Origin of the sequence: Bacillus sp. ok061, assembly GCF_900108285.1 — a bacterium.
In the GTDB taxonomy this organism is placed as follows: Bacteria; Bacillota; Bacilli; order Bacillales; family Bacillaceae_G; genus Bacillus_A; species Bacillus_A thuringiensis_S.
The window spans coordinates 41,542-65,554 of record NZ_FNUW01000031.1; the positions used below are offsets into that span (position 1 = coordinate 41,542).

Sequence of the window (24,013 nt, forward strand, 5' to 3'; positions counted from 1 at the left end):
ATATTTGGATTAAGATATAAATAAAATGTTATTTAAATAGAAAGGGAGATGGAAATCATGAGAGAACGTGAAAATTTGGATGTATTGTGTGAAAAGTGCGATAAGTTAATCATCATTGGTGTAAAGACGGAATCCGGCAATCATTATTGTGAAACATGTTATGACAAGTTAGCGTACGGAAACAAAGAAAAGTAATTTAATAAAATCCTTATTTAAACATAAAAAGAGCGCCCAGGAAAGCGCTCTTTGACCAAGACTTATATTAAATTGAACAGTGTCAGCAATATATCTTATGTATGTTTTTAGATTATGTGAAAATTATGAATAAAATCTTTATTTAAAAAAAGAGCTTACATATCAGTAAGCTCTAAAAAAAATAGTCTATATTAGTTGAAAGTCATACAACAATATATGCTTGTTTGGTTTGAATGTGACAAATTGTTAATAAAATCGTTAATTAGTGATAAATAACAAAGAGCATGCATATAAGCATGCTCTTTGATAAGAAAGGTAGATTTTTATGAATGGAGAATGTCCATACAATAATATATGCTTGGCCAATCAAAAGGTGAAAATAATTTAACAAAAACGCTATTTGATAATTGATTTTACAAAAAATAGAGTGCATTAATATATGCACTCTAAGTAAAGGTCTTTAAAAGAGGAGTTTTAAAGAATTTTAATTGTCAATATACTATATGCTTGTCTTAAAAAAGTGTGAATGAGATAAAGTGAAGTTTTAATCAATACAGATATATGTTGTAACAAAAAGTTACAACTATAGTATAAACAAATATCAAAATAACATGCATAAAAGAAAACTAAACAAAAATTTCATTTTATATTAATTCGGAACATAAAAAGAGCACTTAGTAAAGTACTCTCGTGACGAGACCTATTTTATAACGACTATTTTATATAGAAAGGAACTCAAAATATTATATGTTCGTCTAGCTAATTGAGTGCTTTTTTACAAATAAAGAGCAGCTAGCAAAAGCCAACTACTTCATTACCAAAATGTTCCGGGTTACAAACGTTGTTAAGAAAGCAGCTTATTAAATAGTATGTACGGGATTATGGTAATTATGCAGATAAAGAAAAAAGAGCACCTTGGAACAGCGCTCTTTATGGGAGTGTATAGTGCTTAGAATTTCATGAAGGTTTTTTAGGAATAAAATGAACGAGCTCACGTCTGAAAAGAGGTGGTTACAAGATAACATATGAAAATGTCGTAATAGGAGTGACATTGAAATTTAATATAAAAAAGAGCAGCTAGCAAAAGCTAAATTCTCCAAATAGGGATGTGTTTCTAGATGTAGTTATAGTATAAACGGAATATTGAATTTTATTCAGGTCGGTAGAGGTAAATGAATAAATTTAGGCTGTTCCAACTTGGTTTTGGTCTGCAACATCAGCATCAAATGTATCTGTTGCGCTAACACCGCTAAAAGTATTGACAACAAAACCCACATTTGACGCCCCTGAACTATTATAAGATTTTGTATTCTCTTTTGGAGAAACATTATAAAAATCGCCTAAATTGAAAGAACCAGCACTATTTTGTACGACAAGGTTTGCTACAACTGAAGGAATAGTATTCACCTGCTTTCCTAGAAAGTATTTAAATTAGCATATGGTGTAATTGTCTAGAGGTTCATTTCAATCTAAGAATTTGAAGTTATTTCCTGTGAATATTTTAATAAAGGGATAGCGATGTGGCGAGACCCCATCACTATCAAGCTAACAAAACAAAATACCCCCTAACATGAAAAAATACGCTATCCTTTCTGTAGAATCATAGGTGATCTGAACCCATTTGGTGAGACAAAGAAAAAACACCTAGACAACATGTTTCCTATAAGCTATAGGTGACATGTTAGCTAATTTCCTCTGAATCTGTTCATTATTATAGTAGTGGATGTATTCATCCATAGTTTGTATTATACTAGCATTATTCGATTGTTTTATATTTTGCGCATAGAATCCTTCGGATTTCAAATGAGAATGAAAGGATTCTATGAGGGCATTATCATGGCAGTTTCCTGTACGAGACATGCTTGTGATAATGCCTTTTTCTGTGGCATATGTTTAAAATTGTTTTGATGTATACACTTTTCCTTGATCCGAATGTAAAATCGTATCAATCACATTTCGCTTTCTTAAAGCCTCTTTTAGAGTATCTAATACAAGAGAAACATCCTGTGTCTCACCTATTTTATAACTTACAATTTCATTGTTAAACCCATCTATAATAGATGAAAAATAAAGAGTCTTATTGCCGAACATCAAATACGTGATATCAGTGAACCATTTTTCATTAGGATTAGTAGCTTTAAATCTCCGTTGTATTCTATTTTTAGCTACCACTGGTTCATGACCAAGCACAAATATCTTTTTCTTTTTTCTAACCCGAGATAATACGTTATATTTTTTCATGATACGTAATACTTTTTTATGATTCATTACGATGTTAAATTGAGCACGTAGACAAGCTGTAACTCGACGATATCCATACCGATATTTATGATGTTGACATATTTCTATTACGGTTTTTTTCTTCATGATTAGTTACTGTTTTCTCCTGCTTTTTCCAATCATAATAGGTAGCACGTGAAATATTAAATATGGAACATAGTTCTGCAATTGTAAAAATTGATTGCCATTCCTTTATCATTTTCATTATTTCTTCTTTTCCTCCCACCTCCTTAAGATTTCTTAGCACTTTTCCAGCAATATAATCTTTGCCTTTAAATAACGTATTTCTAATTCTTTTTGTTCAAGTTCTGTTAACCTTTTTAAGCCTTTTCCATGTGCAGATTGTCTTCCAATAGACTGTTCAAACCGATAGGTTTCGCCTTCACGATACCATTTCATCCAAGTTTTAATTTGAGCCACATGTTTAATTCCTAAGGCATCCATAATTTCTTTGTTTTTGAATCCTTGGTGTTTCATTTCAACTACTTTCCACTTTATTTCGGCGGGATAATGCGTCTTTTTCCCCATAAGAAAAACACCTCCATTAAAATCATAACTGATACTTACGATTTAGAGAGGTGTTTTTTTTCGTCTCATTTTAAGGGTTCACTCCATACAGAAAGGATGGTGTTTTTTATGAATCTTTCGATTCAAGGTGAACTCCAATTATTTGCTCAAGAAATTTAAAGCTTCTCATCCCCAAATATCTTACGAGATTTTGCTAGAGATGTTGGTTTTGTTCAACGAACCAGTAAATACCAAGCAAAAGATTTAGTCGCTTTATGTGTATGGATGAATCAAAATATCGCTACGACGTCTTTAACTCAGTTATCTAGCTGTTTAGAAGCATGGACAGAAGTATCAGTCCTTCGGGACTGAATCAACGATTTAACGCTGCAGCTGTGCAGTTTCTACAGAAAGTATTAGCCAAACTTCTCAACCAAAAGTTATCTTCAGCTAAGCTGCTCTCTTCTCCATACACTTCTATTTTCAAGCGTATTCGTATCCTAGATTCAACTGCATTTTAACTGCCAGATCCCTTTTCATTCGTTTATCCAGGTGCAGGAGGATGCAGCCATACAGCCGGAGTAAAGATTCAGCTTGAGTATGATTTATCATTTTAGCCAAGAAGACTCCTTCCTCAAGGAGCGTGAAGGCTCATAGAGGAAGGAGTAGAGTAGGTGGGAGATGAATGGACTTCGAACAAGGGATGGCAGGAAGCCATCTTAATTGTTCGACATACAAAAAGTACTACTCTTTTTTCTAATCAAAAATAAGTTCGCACGAAATACCGTTTTTACGAACAATAAGATATCTATATAAAAATCTAATGTGGTATCTAGGGATATCAAGGTCGGGTTCATTGGTTTCGTTTATTTGCATGCATCAATATAATACATATTTTATATAGATTATATTGATGCTGAATTACTCATAACCAATTTTTATAGTGAACTACATTTTAATTTATAAAAGTTTTTCTTGTGTTAATCTAATTAACTCCTGATAATCATAAATAAATTAACCTATTCATATTTAATAACGACTTTTAAACTGTTTTCATGTATTCATTTTTGGTATAAATTTATATGTAGTTTTTATAGCCTAGTACAAATTTATCGCTTGGTTATCTATAATGTTTATTTGAACAACTACAATATTCCATTCAATTTAAAGTATATTTCAGTATATCATAATTTAATTATGTAAATAAGTCTGTGTAAAAATTGAATTTAACGCGAACTTGTGTTCGCTTCTGTTTTCTGTTATAGTATATATGAGGTGATTTTTATGGATTACAGCAAGCAACGTCAAAAATCCGTACATCGTAAAAAATTATACGAAAATCTAAATGAAATGCCCTTTTACATAGAAGAATTTGTGGAGTACAAAGAATTGCATGATGCCTCTCCCTCAACCCTACTGAATTATGTATATGATTTTAGAGTCTTCTTTAACTGGCTATTATCTGAGCAAATTATTGAATTTAAGCCCACTAAAGACATATCCTTCTCTGATTTGGAAAATTTAAAGAAAAAAGATGTTGAGAACTTCATGAGGTTTCTAAAACTACAACAAAACATGCAGAATTCCTCTGTTAATAGAAAAATTTCAGCCTTAAAGTCTTTATTCAAGTACCTTACTTCCCTATCAGAGAATGATGAAGGAGAATGTTATTTTTATAGAAATGTAATGGCCAAAATTGAAATACATAAAGATAAAGAAACATTAAATGCCCGTGCAAAACGTATGAGATCTAAGATATTTCATAATGATGACGATCAAGAATTTTTGAATTACGTTAAGTACGAACATGAAAAATCTTTAACAAAACATCAGTTGTTCTATTTCCTAAGAGATAAAGATCGTGATGTAACTATCCTTTCCCTCTTTCTTGGGAGTGGTATTCGTGTAAGTGAATTAGCGGATCTTCGTATGGAGGATATAAACCTAAAAGAAAGACTAATTGATGTAATCCGCAAAGGAAATAAAGAAGATTCAGTATGGATTACCCCCATTGCATTGAATGATCTTGAAAAATATATGGAAATTAGAGATAACAAATATGCCCCAGGAAAAGAATTAAAAAATGTATTTTTATCGAAGTATAAACATACTGCTCAGCCACTTTCGGTTAGAGCTATCCAAGATATAGTAGAAAAATATACTAAAGCCTACGGTAAAAGAATGTCTCCCCATAAATTAAGACATACATTGGCAAACAAATTATATATGGAAGAAAAGGATTCATTACAAGTCATGCAGCAACTTGGGCATACCAGTCAAGATACAGCTTTGTTATATACACAACTTGGGGAAACAACTATTAAAGATAGCTTGGGAAGAATAGGAAAGAATAAATAAAAAAAGTTCAGCAATTTTACATTGCTGAACTTTTTTTATTTTCGTTAATAAGAGAGGATTTAAAAGCTATAATAAATTTACTTAATTCCGAAATTTATCATGTGAAAAATATATAGTTTAAATTCCTAAAATATATGCAGTTTCTAATTGTACAAACAGTTTTTGAAACGCCTATAGTCGTAAGGGGGCTGGGTGAATGCCGAAGGTTGGCTAAAATGCGTACACACCGCTGCTCAATTTCGGCTGTCTGTGAATATTCATCCTTGGCAATATTGAAATTTTGTTTATTTGCTCTATAAGGGGGCACCATACATGCCCATCAACTTAAGAAAAATAAAGACCTATGATATGAACCATAAGTCTGCGGCCAACTTATGGTTCCAGGATTTGAAGAATATTTTTAATGCCGCGTTGGATCTGTTTATCTAAAGGGATGTTTTTATAGCGAAAAGAAGATCTGAACTGAAAGCCGGATTAAGGAACTGTTGAGTAGCAATAAAGTTACTCCACTAAAGGACCATATTCTTGAAAAGAGTTATTCAATTAACGGGAATCTAGTTTCAATAGAACATGATAAAATAATTAAAAATGGAGTAACGAAAAAAATGTTAAATACCTCCCTATCTGCATACAAAAAGATATAGGGCCACTAAAGGCTGAGAGGAGATGTATAGATGGTAAGTTACCACATTGCTACAATTGATAGCCTGCGTATTTTTTACCGGGAAGCAGGAAGCCGCAGAAATCCAGCGATTGTGCTGCTCCATGGTTTTCCGAGCTCTTCCCATATGTTCCGGGACCTAATTCCTCTTTTGTCTGACCAGTTTTATGTCATTGCACCTGATTATCCCGGCTTTGGAAACAGTAGCCTGCCTGCTCCTGATGAATTTACATACACGCTCCATAACATTTCTCTTGTTATGGAAAGACAGAAATCCCAAAACTGAAGCAGCATTGGGAGCCCTGCTCACCTTTGATTTCACAAAGAAGCAGTATCTAACCGGTGCTTGCTCCCAGAATCTGATCAGCTCGGACAGCTATTTAATGGATCAGCTCTTATTGGACCGCCTGGGAAATGCTCAAATTCAATTGGAACTTGCCTACGATTATCGAAAAAATATAGAGCAATATCCCGTTTGGCAGCAGTATCTGCGCATGAAGCAGCCCCCAGCGATAGTTATCTGGGGAAAAATGATTTTATTTTCACGTTGAATGGTGCTGTTGCCTTTAGCAAGGAGCTGTACAATGTGGAACCCCATCTTCTTTGCGGCGGGCATTTCCTTCTCGAGGAGCAAGTTTGTCAGGTATCACAGCTAATTAAAAGCTTCTTTTATTCAAGGCTAATTGTTCAATAATTCATGTGTGATAAATTTTAATAATTTTCAATTCATCAACAAGGTTTTATACTCTAAAGACAAAAAAGATTGGCATTTTGTCAGCTTTTTTTCTTCCACCAATTCCTTTTAATTATCTGTCGATAATTAATAATGACCGTTCATGGTATTTTTAGTATGTTTTGGGTGTTGTTTATGAGTATACCACTTCCATTCATCAGGTAGCATAGTTATAGTAAAAAAATTGAAATCCATCAGGTTTTATTTGATATGCCTACTTTTATGATATCTATAAAAGATAATAAAAAACTACATAGAAAGATATGCCTTTGTATAAACATATACTTTAAGTTGATGGATATGGTGTATCAACAGGTTTCAGACAAGCAGTGTAGACGGCCATATTTGCTTGTGCCTCGGAGTGTGGGTGTACATTCGCATGATCTACTCCCAATAATTGCTTTGCCCGCTCAATAGCTAAGTTCTCTACATTGTCTACATCCACCATAGTATCTCTTTCCTGGATACCCTTCAGCATACTTATTAGTCCACACTGTCCCCATTGCCTCAGCTATTTGATAATCTTGTTCCCATAATCTCTTCATAATTAACTACCCCTTTTTATGAATTAGTCGTTTTGTTGTATGCTATGATCTGTTGTGCCAACAGTAGGACCTAATGTCTTTTGTGCAACAAACGGTAGATTATTAAAGTTAATTGCTTTATTCCGTGTAATGAATTTTCATATAGTATTGAGATGAAATTGTGAAAGGACTTAGATAAGGTATTAGACAAGAAAAATAGGCACATCCCTATTGAGTGCCCACTTTCCATTCCTCATAAGATTAGTATTTCTTTGTTTTGTTGGCAAATACATTTATCAATTCCACTAGAGTTCGCGTATATTTAAGTTAAATTCCTATGTGATTATTCAACTCTTGGTTTTAATAAAAAGGAGAGATAATTTTTCTCTCTAAATCTTTAATTCCCATTGTCTCCCTATACAAGACAGTATTTAAAAACCTTTTGAAATGTAATTTTTTAGAAGGATTCTTCAATCTTTAATTCCTTATCAAAAATAAGTACATTTCTTTGAGTGCCTTTATACTTAGGCCAATATAAATTATTTTCATTAGGTGAACCGTTCTTGAAAAACCTTAGTAGGTATCCTTGGACTTGTTCTGATAAATTATGAGCTTCTGTTAAATTTATATCCTCGAGCATTGGCGAATCATCCCACTTTTTGAAATTTCCAAATACAAATGGCAAATCAATACAATGGCAAGCTAACAAATTAGAATTAGGTGAAGGATATTTAAATTTAAAACCATAGGTTTCACTACCGACTTTATTTAGATTGTATATTAACAAATTGGTTGGTAAACCAAAAATCGCATTCGAACTTGTATCTATAAGTTCAAAATAGTTATCTTTATTCCTCATATCAGTCTGATGAAAAAATGCTGATGTTTCCTCAGCTGTAATACCAGCTATAACATTTACTTTACCACCAGAAATTCGAACCGCTTCACTAATGATATCTCCTTTTAGTAACACGCCGTCTACCATGGGTAAGAAGGGGGAGGATACCAACTCATTGTTTCTACGTTGTATTATTGTAAAAACCTCTGCTTGCGATGAAAGCATTTTGTCAATTGGCACGTCTAAAATTTGTTCCTTAGTACTTTCATTAATTCCTAATCTTTCTAATAGTAAATTAGATAGTTCTAGTGAAGAATTTTCATTTAGGGCCTTAATCCCACCAGGAAAACTAAATATTGCTGCACGGTTAAACATACCTTTTACCTTTTCGCAGGCCATCAATGCTACAGTATACCATGCACCAGCCGATTGTCCTGCTATAGTGATTTGATCAGGGTCCCCACCAAAAAATTTAATGTTTTTCTTTACCCAATTTAAAGAAGCTATTAAATCTTTTAATGCAAGGTTTCCTTCAGATATGCCAGGTAGAAATAAATTCCCTAAAGCTCCTAATCGGTAATTGACAGTAACAACAACCACATCTCCGCGTGAAGCCAATTCACTTCCGTTATACCAAGGCAAGGAACCACCACCAGTCACCCAACCACCACCATGAATCCAAAAAACGACAGGTCGTTTTTCATTTTTATCTTTTGTCCAGATATTTAAAGTGAAGGAACTTTCCTTTTGATTCCATTCTTCTTTTTTTGTACCCATAATACTAGCAAGTCTACTAGGTGATTGAGGAAATATAGATCCAGGTTTAGTTGCATCTCTAGATCCACTCCATTTATCAGGTTCTCCAACTGGCATAAATCTTCCTTGATCAGAACCGTAAGGAATATTATAGAGTGCTAAAGCCATATTTTCTAAAGTTCCGGCTAACTTACCTTGTTTACAGTGCACTATTAATTTACTATTTTCCACTTTATTTCCCCACCTATCTTACGTTTATACGACCCATGGAATGATAAATCTCTTGAGGATAAAATAAACTCAGGTTTATCTTTGTATTAAAACCATGCCTATTTTTTACCATTTAATAGATTTATCTAAAGTGATTCCATCATCAACGTTACTTCCTTCCATTGTATTCGTCTTGGCTTGAATACAGATGAAGTAAAGGGGCTCCTTTGAATTATTACGCCAGATTCGTTCTCCTTTCTGAGCTACTCTAATCACAGTACCTTCTTTTATTTCAAGAATTTCATCATCAATCTTAAATTGTCCTTTTCCCTTTACAAATATATAAAGTTCCTCATTTTCCTTATGCTTATGATAGAAAGGCATTGAAACACCTGAAGGAAAAACATTAAGAGAGACTTCCATCCCTGTGCATTGTAATATATCTTTGAGAAACACTTTTCCAGGAACATCAAATGGATTAGTGTTTTTATACTGGAGTAGATCATTCCATTCCCCTACTTGAATCGCACTATAGTTCTCACCTTTCAAAGTTGAATTAGTAAATTGATTCATACATATTCTCCTCTCAATTGTTTTTCTTAACAAAAAAATTATTATTAAAAATTACTAAGACGGCAAAACTATCAAATCTTTATATTTTTAATTTATAGAGTAATGCTTCAGCGGCTTCCATAGTAATTTCACCTAATGTTGGATGTGCATGGATTGTCATGGCGATATCTTCCACTGTCATCCCTGACTCAATGGCAAGACCAATCTCCGCAATTATATCAGACGCATTTACACCTACAATTTGCCCACCAATCACTAAGCCATTATCTTTACGAGTTAAAAGCTTTAAGAAACCTTCAGCACTATTTAGTACAAGTGCACGACCATTAACTGCGAATGAGAATTTAGCAGTAACTATATCAATACCTTCATCCTTCGCCTGTTTCTCATTATAACCAACAGTAGCTAACTCCGGTTCTGAGAATACAATTAAAGGAATTCCAAGATAATCTATTTCAGAAGAATGACCAGCAATTGCTTCTGCAGCAATTTTCCCCTCGTATGAGGCTTTATGTGCTAATTGTGGGCCCGGGATAATATCGCCAATCGCATAAATGTTAGAGACATTTGTACGGCATTGTTTATCAACTTTAACAAGACCATGATCAGTTATTTTAACTCCAACGTTTTCCAAACCAAGTCCATCCGTGTTAGGACGACGTCCAACTGTTACTAATACATAATCAGCTTCAATATTTTTTTCTTCACCGTTCGTTTCATATGTTACAATTACTCCGTTTTCTTTTTCTTCCACACCTTTTGCAATAGCATTTGTCACAATTCCCGTACCTTTTTTCATTAATTTGTTGGATATGATTGTAGTCATTTGCTTTTCAAAACTTCCAGTCAATAGTTCTGAACTGCCTTCAAGGATAGTTACTTTCGTTCCAAAATTAGTATATGCAGTACCAAGTTCAACACCAATAACTCCACCACCAATAATCACTAATTTTCGTGGTAATTCAGGTAGATTTAATGCACCAGTTGAATCAATTACTCGTTTTGTATAATTAAAACCTGGAATCTCTACAGGTCTAGATCCAGTACCAATAATTGCATTTTTAAATGTGTAAGTTTGAACGGAATTTCCATCCATTACACGTAGTATATTGGTATCAACAAAGTATGCTTCTCCTTTGACAACATCTACTTTGTTTGCCTTTAAAAGGAGTCTTATATTTTCATTTAATTGTTTTAAAATATCCCCTTTCCACTCTTGTACTTTAGAAAAATCAATTGTGATATTTTCTGCTGAAATACCAATTTCTCCAGAATGTTTCATCGATTCGTATCGATGTGCAGCTGTAATTAAAGCTTTAGACGGAATACAACCAATATTTAAACAAACTCCTCCAAGCTTATCTTTTTCAAAAATGATTACTTTTTGTCCTAATTGAGCAGCACGCACAGCAGCAATATATCCTCCAGGACCAGAACCAATTACGATTGTTTCAACCTCTTTCATATACCCATCCCCCTTCATTACATATCACAGTTAAGTTATCATTTTAGAAAATCCTTTTAATAACTTGGATTATGTGTGTTCTTCTACCATGATTCCGCATAAATACATCACAGTTTTTTAATAATCAAAGATATCCCCCCTCTCCATAAGAAACCGTTCGGTCTCTTATTCGCGGTAAAAATCACGGCTCATGTGGCCGTGATTTTTTTAACTCAATAAAAAGTTGAGAAGATACAGTATTAATATACTCCATGTCTTGATACAATCGTGATAAAGCAAGTGCACCTTCAAGGGAAGAAATCCAAATTATAGCAATTTGTTTCGCTTGAGTATCTGGCTTTAACTCTCCTTTTTCTATTCCATTTGTAATAATCCATTCAATAATTCCCAATAATTGATTCATTGCAATCTTTGCTTGTTCTGCTAAATGAGGATGATAATCGTCTGCTTCTAGCATTACGTTCATGATAGGGCACCCTCCGGAAAATGGTTCTTTATGGAAAAGAGACTTAAATACTGAAATGAATGCTTTTAACTTTTCAATAGTATTGGGTGCATTTTTTATTTCTTCGATATAACGCTCTCCCAATTTTGAAGTAGCGTATTGAAAAGCTTGAATCGCTAAATCATCTTTACTTTTAAAATGCCGATATATCCCTCCTTTTTCTAATCCTGTCTCACGCATAATATCAGACATCGAAGAACCACTATACCCTTTAATATTAAAAAGTTCAGAGGAACGTTCTAAAATCTTTTGTTTAGTTAATTCGCCTTTACGCATAATATCCTCCTAAAAAACCGTTCGGTCTTTTTTTATTCTAAAACAAATAGAAAGTGATTTGCAAGAAAAAACATTAAAAACTTACCGAATACTGTAGATTTGAATCAAAGTTACATTTCCTTTAAGAAAATAAGAAAAGAAATGTCCTGCATTATTAATACAGGTTTTTTTTTCAAAATTTATTTACTATCTACAGCTCCCACTTTTAAAAACGTATCGTTTTCATTGTCTTGTGGTAATTCTATTTCTCTTTGGTCTGGAGGGAATAATAGCTCTTTCAAATTGTTCATCCTTTGCTACTCTGTGAAATTAAGTTATCAAACTGATAAATTTTATAATTTATATTTTTATTAACCAGAGCATCATCAATGACAGAAGCGTTATAAGCTGCAAATCCATTAGAGATTATCGCACTTCGTAACAAATACCATATATTTTTGACAGACTGTCAGTCATAAATGTATAATATAATGTAATTGATAATTCATATCAATTACAAAGAGGCTATTCAATAACTAAACTTAGCTTGCACGGTTTCCCTTAAAAGTTGTAAGTCAAATTTCCCACTTGGAACACCAAATAAATGTTCAAATGTTGGTTGAATAGATACAACCCTTGCAATTCGCTCTTCTGGAGTCCATTTGAATAATGAAGAATCTACCCAATGGTGAATTGTTGAAAGGAAAAATTCTGCTGTAAGTGTGGGATTTTCAACATGAAAAATCCCCTCTTTATTACCTTTAATAATTAAATCTGTTAAAATTGGTGTAAATTGACAAATCGTCTGTATATGTAATATTTGACGAAGAATCGCATTATTATCGTGTTGTAAATATTTGAAAATCTCAATGTGCCCTGTTGGATCATCAAGTTCATACACAAAGACCCATGCAATTTTCTCGTAAGTAGAAAGTGAATCATTATAAATTACTTCAATAAATTGTTTTTTTATACTTTTTAGTTGGCGATTAATTAATGCATTAACTAACGCTTCCTTTGATTTGAAATGATAATACAATGTGCCTTGTGCTACTCCTAGTGTTCGAGTAATATCTGTTGTTGAGGTTTTTTCATAACCTGTTTGTTTGAAAAGGGATTCTGTAACATCTAATATTTCATTTCGTCTGTCTGATGCACTTTTTGTTACTCTAGTCATAGTTTCTATCGCCTCCTTCCATTATTTAATCATTTGACTAGTTGTCAGTCAAATGATTACTTAGAAATAAAAAGTTTTGTTTTTATATTAAGCAAAAATTAGTTATATAAAGGAGCTGCATTTATGAATGTGATTCGCTTAAAAAAAACAAATGCGTATTCTTCATTTAGATGGTTTTATTTAGCAATTATTTTGTTCCCAACACTACTAATCTCTTTGAATACCTATATGATTCAGATCGCACTACCCATTATGCAATCTGAACTGCACATTAATTTCTCACAAGCACAATTAATATTTTCTGGATACTCGATTGGACTGGCATCGTCTCTAATAATTGGTGGTAAACTTGGTGATATATACGGGAGAAGAAAAATATTATTGATCGGTATATTTATGTTTACACTTACAGCTTTTATTGGTGGAATTAGCTCACATCCATTATCTTTAATTACTATTAGAATTATACAAGGTTTGTCAGCAGCTTTTATCCAGCCACAAATTCTATCAATCATTCAAATTATTTTCCCATCAAAAGAAAAGAATCTTGCTTTCGGTCTATATGGTGCTGTCATTGGAATTGCTTTCACCTTTGGATTAATATTAGGTGGATTATTAGTCGACTGGAACCTATTTAATAGCAGTTGGCGTACTGTATTCTTATGTAATGTGCCATTCGGCATCCTAGTACTTTTACTACTACCTATTATTCCTGAATCTAAAGGAGAACACTCAAAACATATTGATTGGACTGGCGCAATTTCATTAATGATAAGTATATTATTATTTATTTACCCATTATCTGAAGTACAAAAATATGGTTGGAATCCTAGGATTATAAGTATATTTATCCTATCATTTTTTGTGTTTACCTTCTTTATCTTTATTGAAAGAAATAAACAAAAGAATGAGCAATCACCGCTTATAGATTTATCTGTATTTAAAAATAGGTTATTTGTAATTGGAATTAGTTCAGTACTGACAATTTATATGAGTATGTTTTCATTTTTCTTTATCCTTAACTACTTTTTACACTTTGGCCTACATTATCATACGACAGATATGAGCTTGATTTTCTTGCCGATTGGTCTAGGTTTCTTCATTACTTCACTCTTATCTTCCAAAATAGTGAATCACTTTGGCTTAATGGTATTAAAAATTGGTGCACTGATAATGAGTATTTGTACATTTATACTCATTAAATTACTTTTAATTGATGCGCATAATTTATTTACTGTAGAGTATATAGTGCTTTTATTTGTCTACGGACTTGCACTGGGATTTGCTACAACACCTTTAGCGAACACCATTTTAAGCAAAATCCCTCAAAATTATATTGGAGTTGCCTCAGGACTGTTCACAACTTTTATGTATTTAGCTAATTCTTTAGCGGTTGTATGCATTAGCATCATATTCTCTAATAGTTTAAAAACTACTTTAGAAAAGGCCTCTTTTACAGGTTATGTACATGCATTTTCGAATTGTTTATTTATAATAAGTATACTTTCCTTGAGCTCATTTTTCATCTTTTCTATACATAACAAGATATACAACAAAAACTAAAAAATAGTACCTTTTTCAAATAAGAAAACACCTACTTTTATACAGTTATTTCAAGAAATTCGTTACTTCCATTCACCTAATGATTTTGTGACATCAAAATTTATAACAAATATGATTATTAAATATATTTTAGGTGAATCATTAATGTGTTAATTTCAATTAGAAAGTATCCACTTTGGTGTCTTAGTTTAAAATGGTAGCAACACTTAAAAGGATAACGCCAATAAGCCAAATGTAGATAATGATTGTATAAAATGAAACCTTCTTGCCATTCTGCTTTTCATAATTGTATATCTGCACCTTGTTTCCCTCAGCAGCTAGTTCTGAACTAGGGGTATCTGTATCTTCTTTAGTATTCAATTTTGTTCCTTCTGTATATTCGAATTACTTCATGCGTTTTTTTGTAAGAATACTGGTTACAGGGTTTCGGCTAGAAATGAATGTATCATCATTCTTGTAAGTAAGAACAGAATAAATACTATAGGAACTATCTGGCGAATAAGGTAAAACAAGTCTTATAATTAATACCATCCATAGCATGTATTGCCAACGTGGAGTTAATTTATTTCTAAACAAGACCTTGATACATAAGATTAGGACCACTAATAGGGTTCACCATACATGCCCATCAACTTAAGGATTTAGAATTACCCCAAAACGAGAAAATGAGCTTCTTTGTTATAAGTTAGTACAAAATTTCGTACTGGGGGTACTATAAAATTTTAGCTTAATAGGCATTGGAGGTACCCCTATAGAGTTAATTTGCCTTTTATGCAGGGAAACAAGCATTATTTTCGAATAGGTAGTTAGTAAGGTTAAGTAAAGGAGAGTAAATTGAAATGAGTCCATATGATTTAAAAATAAAAGAATATTTAAATGAAACTAAGATTAATGCGGAACATTTAATTTTGAACGAATCTTGTCATTCTGTTGAGGAAGCAGCTAAAGCTGTTAATGCGTATAAAGAAGAATTTGTAAAAAATATTTGTATGATGGATCAGAATGGAAATTTAATTGTAGCAATTGTAAAAGGGGAAGATCGTGCCAGTACATCTAGAGTAAGTAAGGCATTAAATATAGCAAGACCACGGTTAGCAACGGAAAATGAGGTATTAGAAGGAACCGGTTATCCAGCAGGAGGTGTCCCTTCCTTTGGGTATCGAGCTGAATTTTTAATTGATCCTAGAGTAACAGAATTGACTTATGTATTTACTGGAGGAGGTTCACCTAATTCTTTAGTGAAAATAACAGTTGAAGATTTATTAAAAGTGAATAAGGGGATAGTTGTACGAATAAGAAAATAAATACAGCAAGATAATAACATGAAATCAATAGCATGTATTTCATTAAAATCATACTTTCATTTCTTTAAACACTATAGAAACAACTTTATTATCACTTCACACCATGCCCATCAAACTAAAGAGAAATTGTATCTATAAAACGAAAAAAACGTTATTCTTTCTGTAGAATCATAGGAAAGGGTGACGTTTTTTTATGAATCTTTCGATTCAAGATGAATTACAACTATTTTCTGAAGAACTGTACCATCATTTAACCCCTTCTCTTTTAGACAAACTCGCAAAAGAATAAGGGTTTGTAAAAAGAAAACGGAAATTCTAAGGAAATGAATTAGCTACTATTTGTATCTGGGTAAGTCAACGTACAGCGAGCAATTCCCTTGTTAGATTATGTAGCCAATTACACGCAGCCACAGGCACCCTGATGAGTCCAGAAGGACTTAATAAGCGCTTTGATGGGAAAGCTGTTGAGTTTTTGAAATATATTTTTTCTGTATTATGGAAAAGTAAACTTTGTGAAACATCTGCCATTTCAAGCGCGACGTTTATGTACTTTCAACGAATTCGTATTTTAGATGCGACGATTTTCCAAGTACAAAAACATTTAGCTCATGCATATCCTGGGTCAGGTGGTTGTGCACAAACATCGGGTATAAAGATTCAATTAGAATACGACTTACACAGTGGACAGTTTCTAAACTTTCAAGTAGGACCAGGAAAGAATAATGATAAAACCTTTGGTACAGAATGTTTAGTTACCTTACGACCAGGAGATTTCTGTATTCGTGATCTAGGTTATTTTTCATTGGAAGACTTAGATCAAATGGATCAACGTGGTGTGTACTATATATCAAGACTGAAATTAAACCATACGGTGTATATGAAAAATCCGTCTCCCGAATACTTTTGAAATGGGACAGTAAAAAAACAATCACAGTATACCCAAGTTGATTTAGAGTACCTGATGAACACGTTAAAACCAGGACAAACGTATGAAATAAAAGAAGCGTATATTGGAAAGGACCAAAAACTATTTTCAAGAGTGGTTATCTATCGATTAACAGAAAAACAATTACAGGAACGTAGGACAAAACAAAGCTATACAGAAAGTAAAAAAGGAATTACATATTCAGAGAAAAGCAAACGATTAACTGGTATAAACATATATGTTACGAATACTCCTTGGGAGATTGTTCCGATGGAACAAATACATGACTTTTACTCCCTCCGATGGCAAATAGGGGTCACCATATCATTCTGGGAAAATTGTACGCTAAGAGATACTAACCCTTGGTGTTACAACCTTTTTAGAAACAATTACATGTTCAAAAAGATAAAAAACTAAGATTAATTGAACATTGATTTATTTACACACTTTATGAACATGATTATGGCTAGAAAATGTTGATATTATTGAGTTTTAACATCTGTTCATAAACATAAGGTTTTCTGGACAGATGTCTCTTAGCGTACAGGAAATGCTTCGAATGTGTCCAAATTGTGTCTAGACGTACAATTTTCCCGAAATGGTATGGTGAGGCCTAGTATGTTAATATCTATTGAATACGCCAATAAAGCAAAGGAAATCTTTGAAAGGCATGCTGGATATGAGGTGAAAGTTGCTTCGTGCGAGAACACATTAGGGACAGCTTGTATATTCTTAAAGCAATTTGAAAAAGCGGAAGAACATTTGAATCGTTCAATTGACCTTTTGCAAAAACATAATGAAGAAAAATTGATTTTAGTAGTAAGGCATAATCTAGGATTATTATATGCAACTCAAAACTTATCTACATTAGCCATTCGTCATTTATCAGAAGTGACAGAGAAGAATCCAGCGCATTTTAAAGCATTGTTTTTACAAGCACGTGAACACTATAAGCTAAGAGAAACAAATATTGCAAAAGAACTTATTGAAAAAGGATTAGCAGTTTGTATGGAATTAGGAAATGAAGAGTATGTATATCATTTCAATATTTTACGTTCTCTTAATGAAGATGAAGCAATTAAACTCTTAGAAGAAGAAGTGAAGAAAAGTATTTCTTACTTCAAAAAGCAGGGTTTATGGGATTTCGTAGAAGAATATGCAGAAGTATTAGCGGTTCGCTTCCGCAAATTGAATGAGCATGAAAAAGTTAGTGATTATTTCGATGTATGTTACAAAGCGAAACAAAAATTACTAAGCAAAGGGGCGTTAAAATAATGAAGAAGCTTGTGTTAGCGACATTAGGATTAGTTATAGCATTATCATTTATTAACAATACAGGTGATAAACAACATGCTCTAAAAAAGGAAGAAATTATACAATACTCACATGCTGATCATTTTTAATTGATACAAACAAAAGAGACCTCATTTTTGAGGTCTCTTTTGTTATAGGGTAATGACTCGTTTCCCTTTTATTGTAACAAGATATATAACATATTGCTATTTTGGATGTTGGTGTTATCGGGGTATATGTAGCAATGGAACCAAATCACGCAATAAGTATTAGCGGACATTTAAATAAGAAACACGAATAGTCCAGTCGTAGTCTATTTTTCAAGAACTACTCATACTGGGCAATAACATCTAAATTCCGGATATTATGTACACTTTATTAGCTACTTTCGAAGCGCGCTCCTAATTCGTGAGCGTTTCAGAAAGACACAAAGGATATTTTATGGCGCCAACCTTTTTCCCTAATTTGCATACTATCGTTATTGATACAATTTTAATCATTTAGACATCAAGGTTGATACTTTCTAGTAAAAATGATGTCCACTAATACTTATTTCGTGATTCTGTTCCATTACTACACAAACCCCACTTTCTACTGATTTTGAGGCTCCCCCATTTAACTTATCCATTTTACTGTCCGATTTATCTAAACTATCCTCTATACTAGCTAACTTAGTATTCATTTCTTTTAACTTTTCTAGAATCTGTTTTGCTAATTCCTTTTCTGTTTCCATGCATCTAGCCCCCCTATAATTTCTTTTTCGTTGTTACGAAACTCAGAATAAAACCCCTTCATTTCATTGCTAAAATCAGTTACCCCATTACGAAACTCTTTCACATCGCCCTTTAATTCCTTTACACTACTTGCTAACTCTCTTACGTCCTTATCCATTTCATATATCTGTTCCAGCAACTTCTTCTCATTTTCCGTCATGGCATCCAAACCTCCTAAAGTATTGTACAACCATTATAACAGCACCAATTGTGCCCAAAAGGGTTTCCCAAAAATTCGCTAAAATTATTCTGGCGACCTCCTAATAGGGGTCACCATACATGCCCATCAACTTAAGAATCCAAACAAAATGAACTTTCGTCCATATGAACGGAAAAACTCTTAAAGTATTTTGTGTCCTTAAAAATGAGCATACCAAATAAACCTCAATCAACCTAATTTTAAAAATTATGCAATTTTCTTTTGTTTTTCCAATCCACTATACTCATAAATAATACCCAGGATATCAAAGACTGTTTTCTTCTCATATCTGTGAGATTTACGTCCATTTTTCAGTAAGAGGCTGAATAGACGGCACAAGATTTTTGTTATTTCTTGAGTGGTTTGTTGTATAGCCTGATATAAGATGGATAGATGATCTTGTATCATTCCAATGGTTTTATATTCGCTTAATTCTTTTTGTTTCTTTTGTAAAATCAACTGTCGCATCTTAAACATAGTAGAAGAACATAGAAAAATAGCAATAAGTTTTCCGTAAATGTGACATTCCAATCGCTCTTAAATGTATACTTTTCTACTTTTTCGTAGTTTGTTAAAAATCCCTCACCAGAACCGCCACCACGGCTTTTTCTTCTTTTTCGCAGCAGCAGCAACTTCATCACGAAATTCCTGCATCTCACGAAGTATCTTCATCAACGCCTCATCTCGTGCTTCCAATCGTTTTTCTACTCTTTCATTATGCTGCTCTATGCTCACTTTAATTTCCTCGTTACTTTGCTTCGCTTGCTCACTCAATCGCTTCTCCATCGCTAACATACTCTGATTCATTTTTTGCGCCATAACGCCGTACTGTTCCTGTAGTTGCTGTTTAATGTGGAATGGCACTAAGTCAGTTTCCTCAGACTCTTCATGAATCAGATCCAGATTAACTTTTTCTATTTGCTGTGCAATCATCTTCGCTGCCTTCTCTAGCGTCATACCGTCATGCTTACTCAGTTCAATTAATTTCTCAATAACCATAATGTCACTGTCTGTGTATTGGCGTCTACCACGGCTATCTTTTTTTACAACAAATCCCTCTCGTTGCAAAACTTCCATGTACTTTCTAAGGGTGCTATCACTTATTCCTAGTCGTTTGTATACTTCACTAGCCGAATAAACAATTTCGTCCGTCATAACGTCACAACACCTCCTAGTGACAGTATTCCATGATGATTAAGAAATTCCTGCAAAGAAAAAGCCGTACATATGTAGGACTAAATAGCTTTAGCAATTTCTACAAGTAATCGCATAAACAATAGAATCATTTGCACCACTATATAGCCGATCCCTGCCCTTGAAATAAGAGAGAAGCCACATTCCTGGCTACCAACCATAATAAACAGTCCACCGCATAACGCTACAACGGATGAAATTAAATTTATAATCAAGAAGTTCATACAAATAAAAAATCCGCCTCTCGAAAAAAGGCGGATTTTTCTCAATTAGTTAAAATGGAATGTTTACTTCAAAAATATAATGCATTAAGATTTATTAGTCAAGAAATAGTTCTACTTGCAGAAGATTCACCATATATTAGTACTGTCCTTGGGAACACTCCAAATATAAAGACACTTTCAACCAAGGGGAGTGTCTTTATTATTTTCTATAAAGAAAGAGTATTCCTCCATCCAACCGAGAATACTCTTTCTTATTTTATTGAATATCGTCTATTTTAATAGCATATAATAAACTACTCCTGATATGATGCCATTTTATATACAGAAAAAGCATTCCAGTTCATCATCATCCTGGAATGCTTTTTCTGTCTTTTCAGTTATACAAGATAATTTTCTGCATATATATTAAATGGTTCAAGAGAAACCATGAAACCAGAGTGCTCCTTGGTCAAAAGTGCTCTGGTTTTTTATTTTTCATGTTCATATTACTTCTGAATGTTACATATAATACTATTGCAAACCAAATTAGAGATGTATTTCTTTGTACTGTTAAAAAAGATCATTCCTCACTCGCCAGAGGAATGCTCTTTTTCAGTTTACCAACATATACATAATCTTTATGTGCACCTTTTTGTGGATCTATGAATAAAAATAATAATAAGTCTTTACCATAATAAAATATAATTTTACACCAGGAAAAATACTGTTTTACTCAAAATAAGGGTCATCATTTTGAACTGACTCTGTAGGGTTAGAAACTGGGCTAGCAGCTGGACTAGAAACTAAATCTAATACATTTTCTAACTTGAATTGTAAAAGCATTTCTTGCTTTACAACAGTTTGTAGTGTTTGACGCACACTATTATTTAGCGTTAATAAATCTGGTAATGTTGTCGGCGGAGGAGTAACACCAGTAGATAATGTTCCTAATAAAAATTGAATTTTCTCCGCCTCACTATTAATAATATGGGCTAATGCCAGTTCCTCAAGAGCAATTGAAGCCACTATTAAAGAAATCGATTGTCCTGGAGTAATTGCTATTGTGGGCGTTATATTTGGAATATTCGCTTGAGACATACTCATCTCCCTTTCCTTTTTAGATTCCATACACTGTATGATTTTTTAAAGGATTTGTATCCTGTCCTATAGGGCCTATATTTTTCCAGGGATCAATTTTAGTAAAAATGTACCCTTTTATTGAATTCTAATTAATTTTATTTTGAGGTTATACGATTACTTGACGTCACATATATTAAAAATGACACCGAGAAGAAATTCATACAAAAAGGGTATCTTTACTTCAGAAAGATATCCTTTTTTCGTTTTACAGAGACGGATTCATTGGCAACATGTATATAAATGTGCTACACATCGAACCAATGTTAAAAACCGTATATTGTACGGATGCATTTGGACTTATTACAGAATTTAAGTTTGATGAATTGGTGAATATAAATTTTAAAAAAGCCGCCAACAGGACGGCTTTCATTGTTTACTTCTTAAAATACTTGTAAAACCATTTCCCTTCAGGTCTTTCATCCATCCAAGCTGTAATCTTATCGAGCTTGCCATTCGGCAACACTTCAGTTTGTAAGTACGCTATACCAGTTGATGGATCAGAAATAACTTGTCCTTTAGTTACACGTTCAGTCATAGCATTTAATACTTCAGGAACCAATGCGACGCCAAAACCACCTGATTTAACGTATTGATAACCGCCATTAGAAACAGTTTGTTCTGGCTGCTTCGCTTCTGTAAACCAAGATATGAGAAGAAAACAGTCTTTGATATCTTAGGCGTCGTCTACAACTTTTCTATGTCTCACAATCATGTAGCGTAATTTAAAAAATTGAAACCCAATAGGGTTTATTTGATATGCAATTTTTTAAAAAAATTACACGGGATCTTTAGAAAAAAGAAAAAAATCTCCCGTGAAATTAACTTATATAATCTTAGCTTGATGGGCATGAACTACAGCCCCTATTACTTTAAAAAGAAAGATGTTTACTTTATAATTACGCCTGTTTATAGCTCAGCGTTAAATATTTTATCTCCACTTTTTTAATTATATAATTTTCGTTCAGGGCTCCATTTCGCGTCTAAAAGAGAATTAATTATTATGGCAAAGATCAATCCCAAAATGAATCCGTAGAACGGATGGTTTTTAGAATAAACATTGGAAAAATGTAAATGCAAATAACTGTGACTATTAAATTGACTATGTAACCTAATTTCGGTCGATTTTTAAACATTTAGCATACCTTCTTTTTTTATTTAAGTTAAGAAATCTAGCAATATTTAATAATTTTATCCTTGTATTTTATCATAAATGACTTTATCTTTCTTCAACTCTTTTACTTGTTAGTTTAAGTGTATTATTTCACAATTCCAATAGATTAGAGTCTATTGAGACAGACATAAAATCGTGCAAAATAAAGACTCTTTAAGTCTCATAGGGGTACCGCCATATCGCTATCAAGCTAATAAAAAGAAATGCTCCGTAAAATGAAAAAATACGCTATTCTTTCTGTAGAATTACTCTCAAGGTTTTATAATGAACTGGATGACGAATTATCTTTGATTCGTAGCCGGATGCATAAAGTCATTCAGCTGACATTTCCGGAATTGGAACAGATTTTCACAACTAAGTCGGATTTTTTTAAAAATTTGTTCAGTTATCCCCTCACCCTGATTTTGTTCAGAACTTTTCAAAAACGGTTATGAAGAATCAGATTCGTAAGAATACCAATAAAAACATCTCAATCCGCATAGCAGAAAAGAAAGCTATGGAAGTAATTGAAGCTGCCAGGTATTCTTATCCAGCCGTACTTCAGGATGACGTTTTATTTGAACAACTCAAATCGTACGCCAAACGCTGTCAGGAGCTCCTTCATCAAAGAGAACAGTGTATCATGAAGATGGTACGATTAGCTGAAAGTCGCACAGAATATTCAATTACTCTTAGTTTTCTAGGAATAGGTCCCCCAATACGACTATACGTTTGTTAGCTGAAATAGGAGATATTACTCGCTTTAACAATAACAAGCAACTCAATGCATTTGCTGGTATTAATATACGCCGTTTTCAATCAGGTAAAACCATTTTTTAAGATAAAATCAATAAACGTGGAAATAAACATTTGCGGAAGCTCCTTTTCCTCATCATCAAGAACATGATTAAACAACGACGTTACGGACAAAATCACATTGCTGAGTATTACGATAAATTAAAAACGCAACCCTATAACAAATGTCATAAAGTTGCGTCCATTGCATGTGTAAACAAGTTCTTGAAGCTCCTCTTTCACCTTATTACACATGATATACACTATGATTATCGGTTAACGGCCTAATATCATAGTTTCATTCATCATATCTCACCCCTAGTAAAAAAACGAGTATATATTAGGGGATCTTTGGTATGCATGATAACAAGTATTTGTTCCTTCTGATATTTACTCCATTAAAAACCTAAAAATACAGGTTGACTAATCGTAAGAAA

At 33.1% G+C, this 24,013-nt stretch carries 18 protein-coding genes and 10 pseudogenes; 12 read left to right on the forward strand and 16 right to left on the reverse strand.

Features of this window, described 5'->3' with window-relative positions:
• The first annotated feature begins 57 nt into the window (after positions 1-57).
• Entirely contained in the window at positions 58-195 is a 138-nt protein-coding gene (locus tag C4S65_RS34705) for a hypothetical protein (RefSeq protein ID WP_103945678.1), read from the forward strand.
• Between the two features lie 1,182 nt (positions 196-1,377).
• On the opposite strand, the gene C4S65_RS27905 is transcribed toward C4S65_RS34705, so the two are convergent.
• Both C4S65_RS27905 and C4S65_RS27910 read right to left on the reverse strand, forming a co-directional pair.
• Positions 1,378-1,593, reverse strand: coding sequence for a spore germination protein (locus C4S65_RS27905; protein WP_103945693.1), 216 nt, complete (start codon positions 1,591-1,593; stop codon positions 1,378-1,380).
• Positions 1,594-1,839: 246 nt separating this feature from the next.
• Positions 1,840-3,003: pseudogene (locus tag C4S65_RS27910) on the reverse strand (IS3 family transposase).
• 108 nt (positions 3,004-3,111) lie between these two features.
• On the opposite strand from C4S65_RS27910, the pseudogene C4S65_RS27915 reads away from it, so the two are divergent.
• The 4 genes and pseudogenes from C4S65_RS27915 to C4S65_RS35430 all read left to right on the forward strand — a co-directional run.
• A pseudogene (locus tag C4S65_RS27915) lies at positions 3,112-3,590 on the forward strand (IS4 family transposase); the annotation flags it as partial.
• A gap of 676 nt (positions 3,591-4,266) precedes the next feature.
• A complete protein-coding gene (gene xerS / locus C4S65_RS27920; protein WP_103945679.1) occupies positions 4,267-5,340 on the forward strand; it encodes a tyrosine recombinase XerS in 1,074 nt (357 codons plus the stop codon).
• 674 nt (positions 5,341-6,014) lie between these two features.
• The gene (locus tag C4S65_RS35425; protein WP_258043891.1) at positions 6,015-6,287 is read left to right on the forward strand and encodes an alpha/beta fold hydrolase; all 273 of its coding nucleotides are present in this window, start codon (positions 6,015-6,017) and stop codon (positions 6,285-6,287) included.
• Positions 6,288-6,476: 189 nt separating this feature from the next.
• Positions 6,477-6,695 (forward strand): hypothetical protein, encoded by a 219-nt coding sequence (locus C4S65_RS35430; RefSeq protein ID WP_258043892.1) that lies wholly within the window; start codon positions 6,477-6,479, stop codon positions 6,693-6,695.
• Positions 6,696-7,038: 343 nt separating this feature from the next.
• On the opposite strand, the pseudogene C4S65_RS35435 reads toward C4S65_RS35430, so the two are convergent.
• The 6 genes and pseudogenes from C4S65_RS35435 to C4S65_RS27960 all read right to left on the reverse strand — a co-directional run.
• Positions 7,039-7,252, reverse strand: a pseudogene (locus C4S65_RS35435) (serine hydroxymethyltransferase); the annotation flags it as partial.
• A 463-nt stretch (positions 7,253-7,715) separates the two neighbouring features.
• Positions 7,716-9,083 (reverse strand): carboxylesterase family protein, encoded by a 1,368-nt coding sequence (locus C4S65_RS27940; RefSeq protein ID WP_103945681.1) that lies wholly within the window; start codon positions 9,081-9,083, stop codon positions 7,716-7,718.
• A gap of 105 nt (positions 9,084-9,188) precedes the next feature.
• Positions 9,189-9,635 (reverse strand): cupin domain-containing protein, encoded by a 447-nt coding sequence (locus tag C4S65_RS27945; protein ID WP_103945682.1) that lies wholly within the window; start codon positions 9,633-9,635, stop codon positions 9,189-9,191.
• Positions 9,636-9,714: 79 nt separating this feature from the next.
• Positions 9,715-11,100 carry a dihydrolipoyl dehydrogenase gene (lpdA, locus tag C4S65_RS27950; RefSeq protein ID WP_258043893.1) on the reverse strand — a complete coding sequence of 462 codons (1,386 nt, stop codon included), beginning with the start codon at positions 11,098-11,100 and terminating at the stop codon, positions 9,715-9,717.
• A gap of 181 nt (positions 11,101-11,281) precedes the next feature.
• Positions 11,282-11,881, reverse strand: coding sequence for a TetR/AcrR family transcriptional regulator (locus C4S65_RS27955; protein WP_103945684.1), 600 nt, complete (start codon positions 11,879-11,881; stop codon positions 11,282-11,284).
• A gap of 508 nt (positions 11,882-12,389) precedes the next feature.
• A complete protein-coding gene (locus C4S65_RS27960; RefSeq protein ID WP_103945685.1) occupies positions 12,390-13,037 on the reverse strand; it encodes a TetR/AcrR family transcriptional regulator in 648 nt (215 codons plus the stop codon).
• A gap of 123 nt (positions 13,038-13,160) precedes the next feature.
• On the opposite strand from C4S65_RS27960, the gene C4S65_RS27965 reads away from it, so the two are divergent.
• Positions 13,161-14,600 carry an MFS transporter gene (locus tag C4S65_RS27965; protein WP_103945686.1) on the forward strand — a complete coding sequence of 480 codons (1,440 nt, stop codon included), beginning with the start codon at positions 13,161-13,163 and terminating at the stop codon, positions 14,598-14,600.
• A gap of 195 nt (positions 14,601-14,795) precedes the next feature.
• Here the strand turns inward: C4S65_RS27965 and C4S65_RS27970 are convergent.
• Positions 14,796-15,212: pseudogene (locus C4S65_RS27970) on the reverse strand (M56 family metallopeptidase); the annotation flags it as partial.
• A gap of 227 nt (positions 15,213-15,439) precedes the next feature.
• On the opposite strand from C4S65_RS27970, the gene C4S65_RS27975 reads away from it, so the two are divergent.
• The 4 genes and pseudogenes from C4S65_RS27975 to C4S65_RS35440 all read left to right on the forward strand — a co-directional run bounded on the left by C4S65_RS27975 (position 15,440) and on the right by C4S65_RS35440 (position 18,232).
• Positions 15,440-15,904, forward strand: a complete 465-nt coding sequence (locus C4S65_RS27975) for a YbaK/EbsC family protein (protein WP_001992140.1) — start codon at positions 15,440-15,442, stop codon at positions 15,902-15,904.
• Positions 15,905-16,097: 193 nt separating this feature from the next.
• A pseudogene (locus C4S65_RS27980) lies at positions 16,098-17,246 on the forward strand (IS4 family transposase).
• Positions 17,247-17,444: 198 nt separating this feature from the next.
• A pseudogene (locus C4S65_RS27985) lies at positions 17,445-18,104 on the forward strand (tetratricopeptide repeat protein); the annotation flags it as partial.
• Positions 18,104-18,232: a hypothetical protein gene (locus tag C4S65_RS35440; RefSeq protein WP_255447017.1), complete on the forward strand. Its 129-nt coding sequence runs from the start codon at positions 18,104-18,106 to the stop codon at positions 18,230-18,232. The pseudogene C4S65_RS27985 and the gene C4S65_RS35440, both read left to right, overlap by 1 nt.
• Before the next feature lie 413 nt (positions 18,233-18,645).
• Here the strand turns inward: C4S65_RS35440 and C4S65_RS27990 are convergent, their stop codons facing one another.
• From C4S65_RS27990 to C4S65_RS28015, 6 genes and pseudogenes are all read right to left on the reverse strand, one after another.
• Complete coding sequence (locus C4S65_RS27990; RefSeq protein ID WP_103945687.1) at positions 18,646-18,855, reverse strand: hypothetical protein; 210 nt, start codon at positions 18,853-18,855, stop codon at positions 18,646-18,648.
• A complete protein-coding gene (locus C4S65_RS27995; RefSeq protein WP_103945688.1) occupies positions 18,834-19,055 on the reverse strand; it encodes a hypothetical protein in 222 nt (73 codons plus the stop codon). Before C4S65_RS27995 ends, C4S65_RS27990 begins: the two co-directional genes overlap by 22 nt.
• A 246-nt stretch (positions 19,056-19,301) precedes the next feature.
• Positions 19,302-19,631: pseudogene (locus tag C4S65_RS28000) on the reverse strand (IS4 family transposase); the annotation flags it as partial.
• A gap of 45 nt (positions 19,632-19,676) precedes the next feature.
• On the reverse strand, positions 19,677-20,249 hold the full coding sequence (locus tag C4S65_RS28005) for a MerR family transcriptional regulator (protein ID WP_103945689.1): 573 nt from the start codon (positions 20,247-20,249) through the stop codon (positions 19,677-19,679).
• An 80-nt stretch (positions 20,250-20,329) separates the two neighbouring features.
• On the reverse strand, positions 20,330-20,512 hold the full coding sequence (locus C4S65_RS28010) for a hypothetical protein (RefSeq protein ID WP_103945690.1): 183 nt from the start codon (positions 20,510-20,512) through the stop codon (positions 20,330-20,332).
• Between the two features lie 708 nt (positions 20,513-21,220).
• A complete protein-coding gene (locus tag C4S65_RS28015; protein WP_103945691.1) occupies positions 21,221-21,589 on the reverse strand; it encodes a hypothetical protein in 369 nt (122 codons plus the stop codon).
• 221 nt (positions 21,590-21,810) lie between these two features.
• Between C4S65_RS28015 and C4S65_RS34935 the strand changes: the two are divergent.
• Positions 21,811-22,026 (forward strand): annotated as a pseudogene (locus C4S65_RS34935) (YolD-like family protein); the annotation flags it as partial.
• On the opposite strand, the pseudogene C4S65_RS28025 reads toward C4S65_RS34935, so the two are convergent.
• A pseudogene (locus C4S65_RS28025) lies at positions 22,005-22,280 on the reverse strand (N-acetylmuramoyl-L-alanine amidase C-terminal domain-containing protein); the annotation flags it as partial. The pseudogenes C4S65_RS34935 and C4S65_RS28025 sit on opposite strands and share 22 nt — an antisense overlap.
• A gap of 761 nt (positions 22,281-23,041) precedes the next feature.
• On the opposite strand from C4S65_RS28025, the pseudogene C4S65_RS28030 reads away from it, so the two are divergent.
• Positions 23,042-23,864 (forward strand): annotated as a pseudogene (locus C4S65_RS28030) (transposase); the annotation flags it as partial.
• Positions 23,865-24,013: the final 149 nt, after the last annotated feature.

Coding starts and splice junctions, on each gene's coding strand:
- C4S65_RS34705 (WP_103945678.1), top strand. CDS start 58: ATGAGAGAACGTGAAAATTTGGATGTATTGTGTGAAAAGTGCGATAAG.
- xerS (WP_103945679.1), top strand. CDS start 4,267: ATGGATTACAGCAAGCAACGTCAAAAATCCGTACATCGTAAAAAATTA.
- C4S65_RS35425 (WP_258043891.1), top strand. CDS start 6,015: ATGGTAAGTTACCACATTGCTACAATTGATAGCCTGCGTATTTTTTAC.
- C4S65_RS27945 (WP_103945682.1), bottom strand. CDS start 9,635: ATGAATCAATTTACTAATTCAACTTTGAAAGGTGAGAACTATAGTGCG.
- lpdA (WP_258043893.1), bottom strand. CDS start 11,100: ATGAAAGAGGTTGAAACAATCGTAATTGGTTCTGGTCCTGGAGGATAT.
- C4S65_RS27955 (WP_103945684.1), bottom strand. CDS start 11,881: ATGCGTAAAGGCGAATTAACTAAACAAAAGATTTTAGAACGTTCCTCT.
- C4S65_RS27960 (WP_103945685.1), bottom strand. CDS start 13,037: ATGACTAGAGTAACAAAAAGTGCATCAGACAGACGAAATGAAATATTA.
- C4S65_RS27965 (WP_103945686.1), top strand. CDS start 13,161: ATGAATGTGATTCGCTTAAAAAAAACAAATGCGTATTCTTCATTTAGA.
- C4S65_RS27975 (WP_001992140.1), top strand. CDS start 15,440: ATGAGTCCATATGATTTAAAAATAAAAGAATATTTAAATGAAACTAAG.
- C4S65_RS35440 (WP_255447017.1), top strand. CDS start 18,104: ATGAAGAAGCTTGTGTTAGCGACATTAGGATTAGTTATAGCATTATCA.
- C4S65_RS27990 (WP_103945687.1), bottom strand. CDS start 18,855: ATGGAAACAGAAAAGGAATTAGCAAAACAGATTCTAGAAAAGTTAAAA.
- C4S65_RS27995 (WP_103945688.1), bottom strand. CDS start 19,055: ATGACGGAAAATGAGAAGAAGTTGCTGGAACAGATATATGAAATGGAT.
- C4S65_RS28005 (WP_103945689.1), bottom strand. CDS start 20,249: ATGACGGACGAAATTGTTTATTCGGCTAGTGAAGTATACAAACGACTA.
- C4S65_RS28010 (WP_103945690.1), bottom strand. CDS start 20,512: ATGAACTTCTTGATTATAAATTTAATTTCATCCGTTGTAGCGTTATGC.
- C4S65_RS28015 (WP_103945691.1), bottom strand. CDS start 21,589: ATGTCTCAAGCGAATATTCCAAATATAACGCCCACAATAGCAATTACT.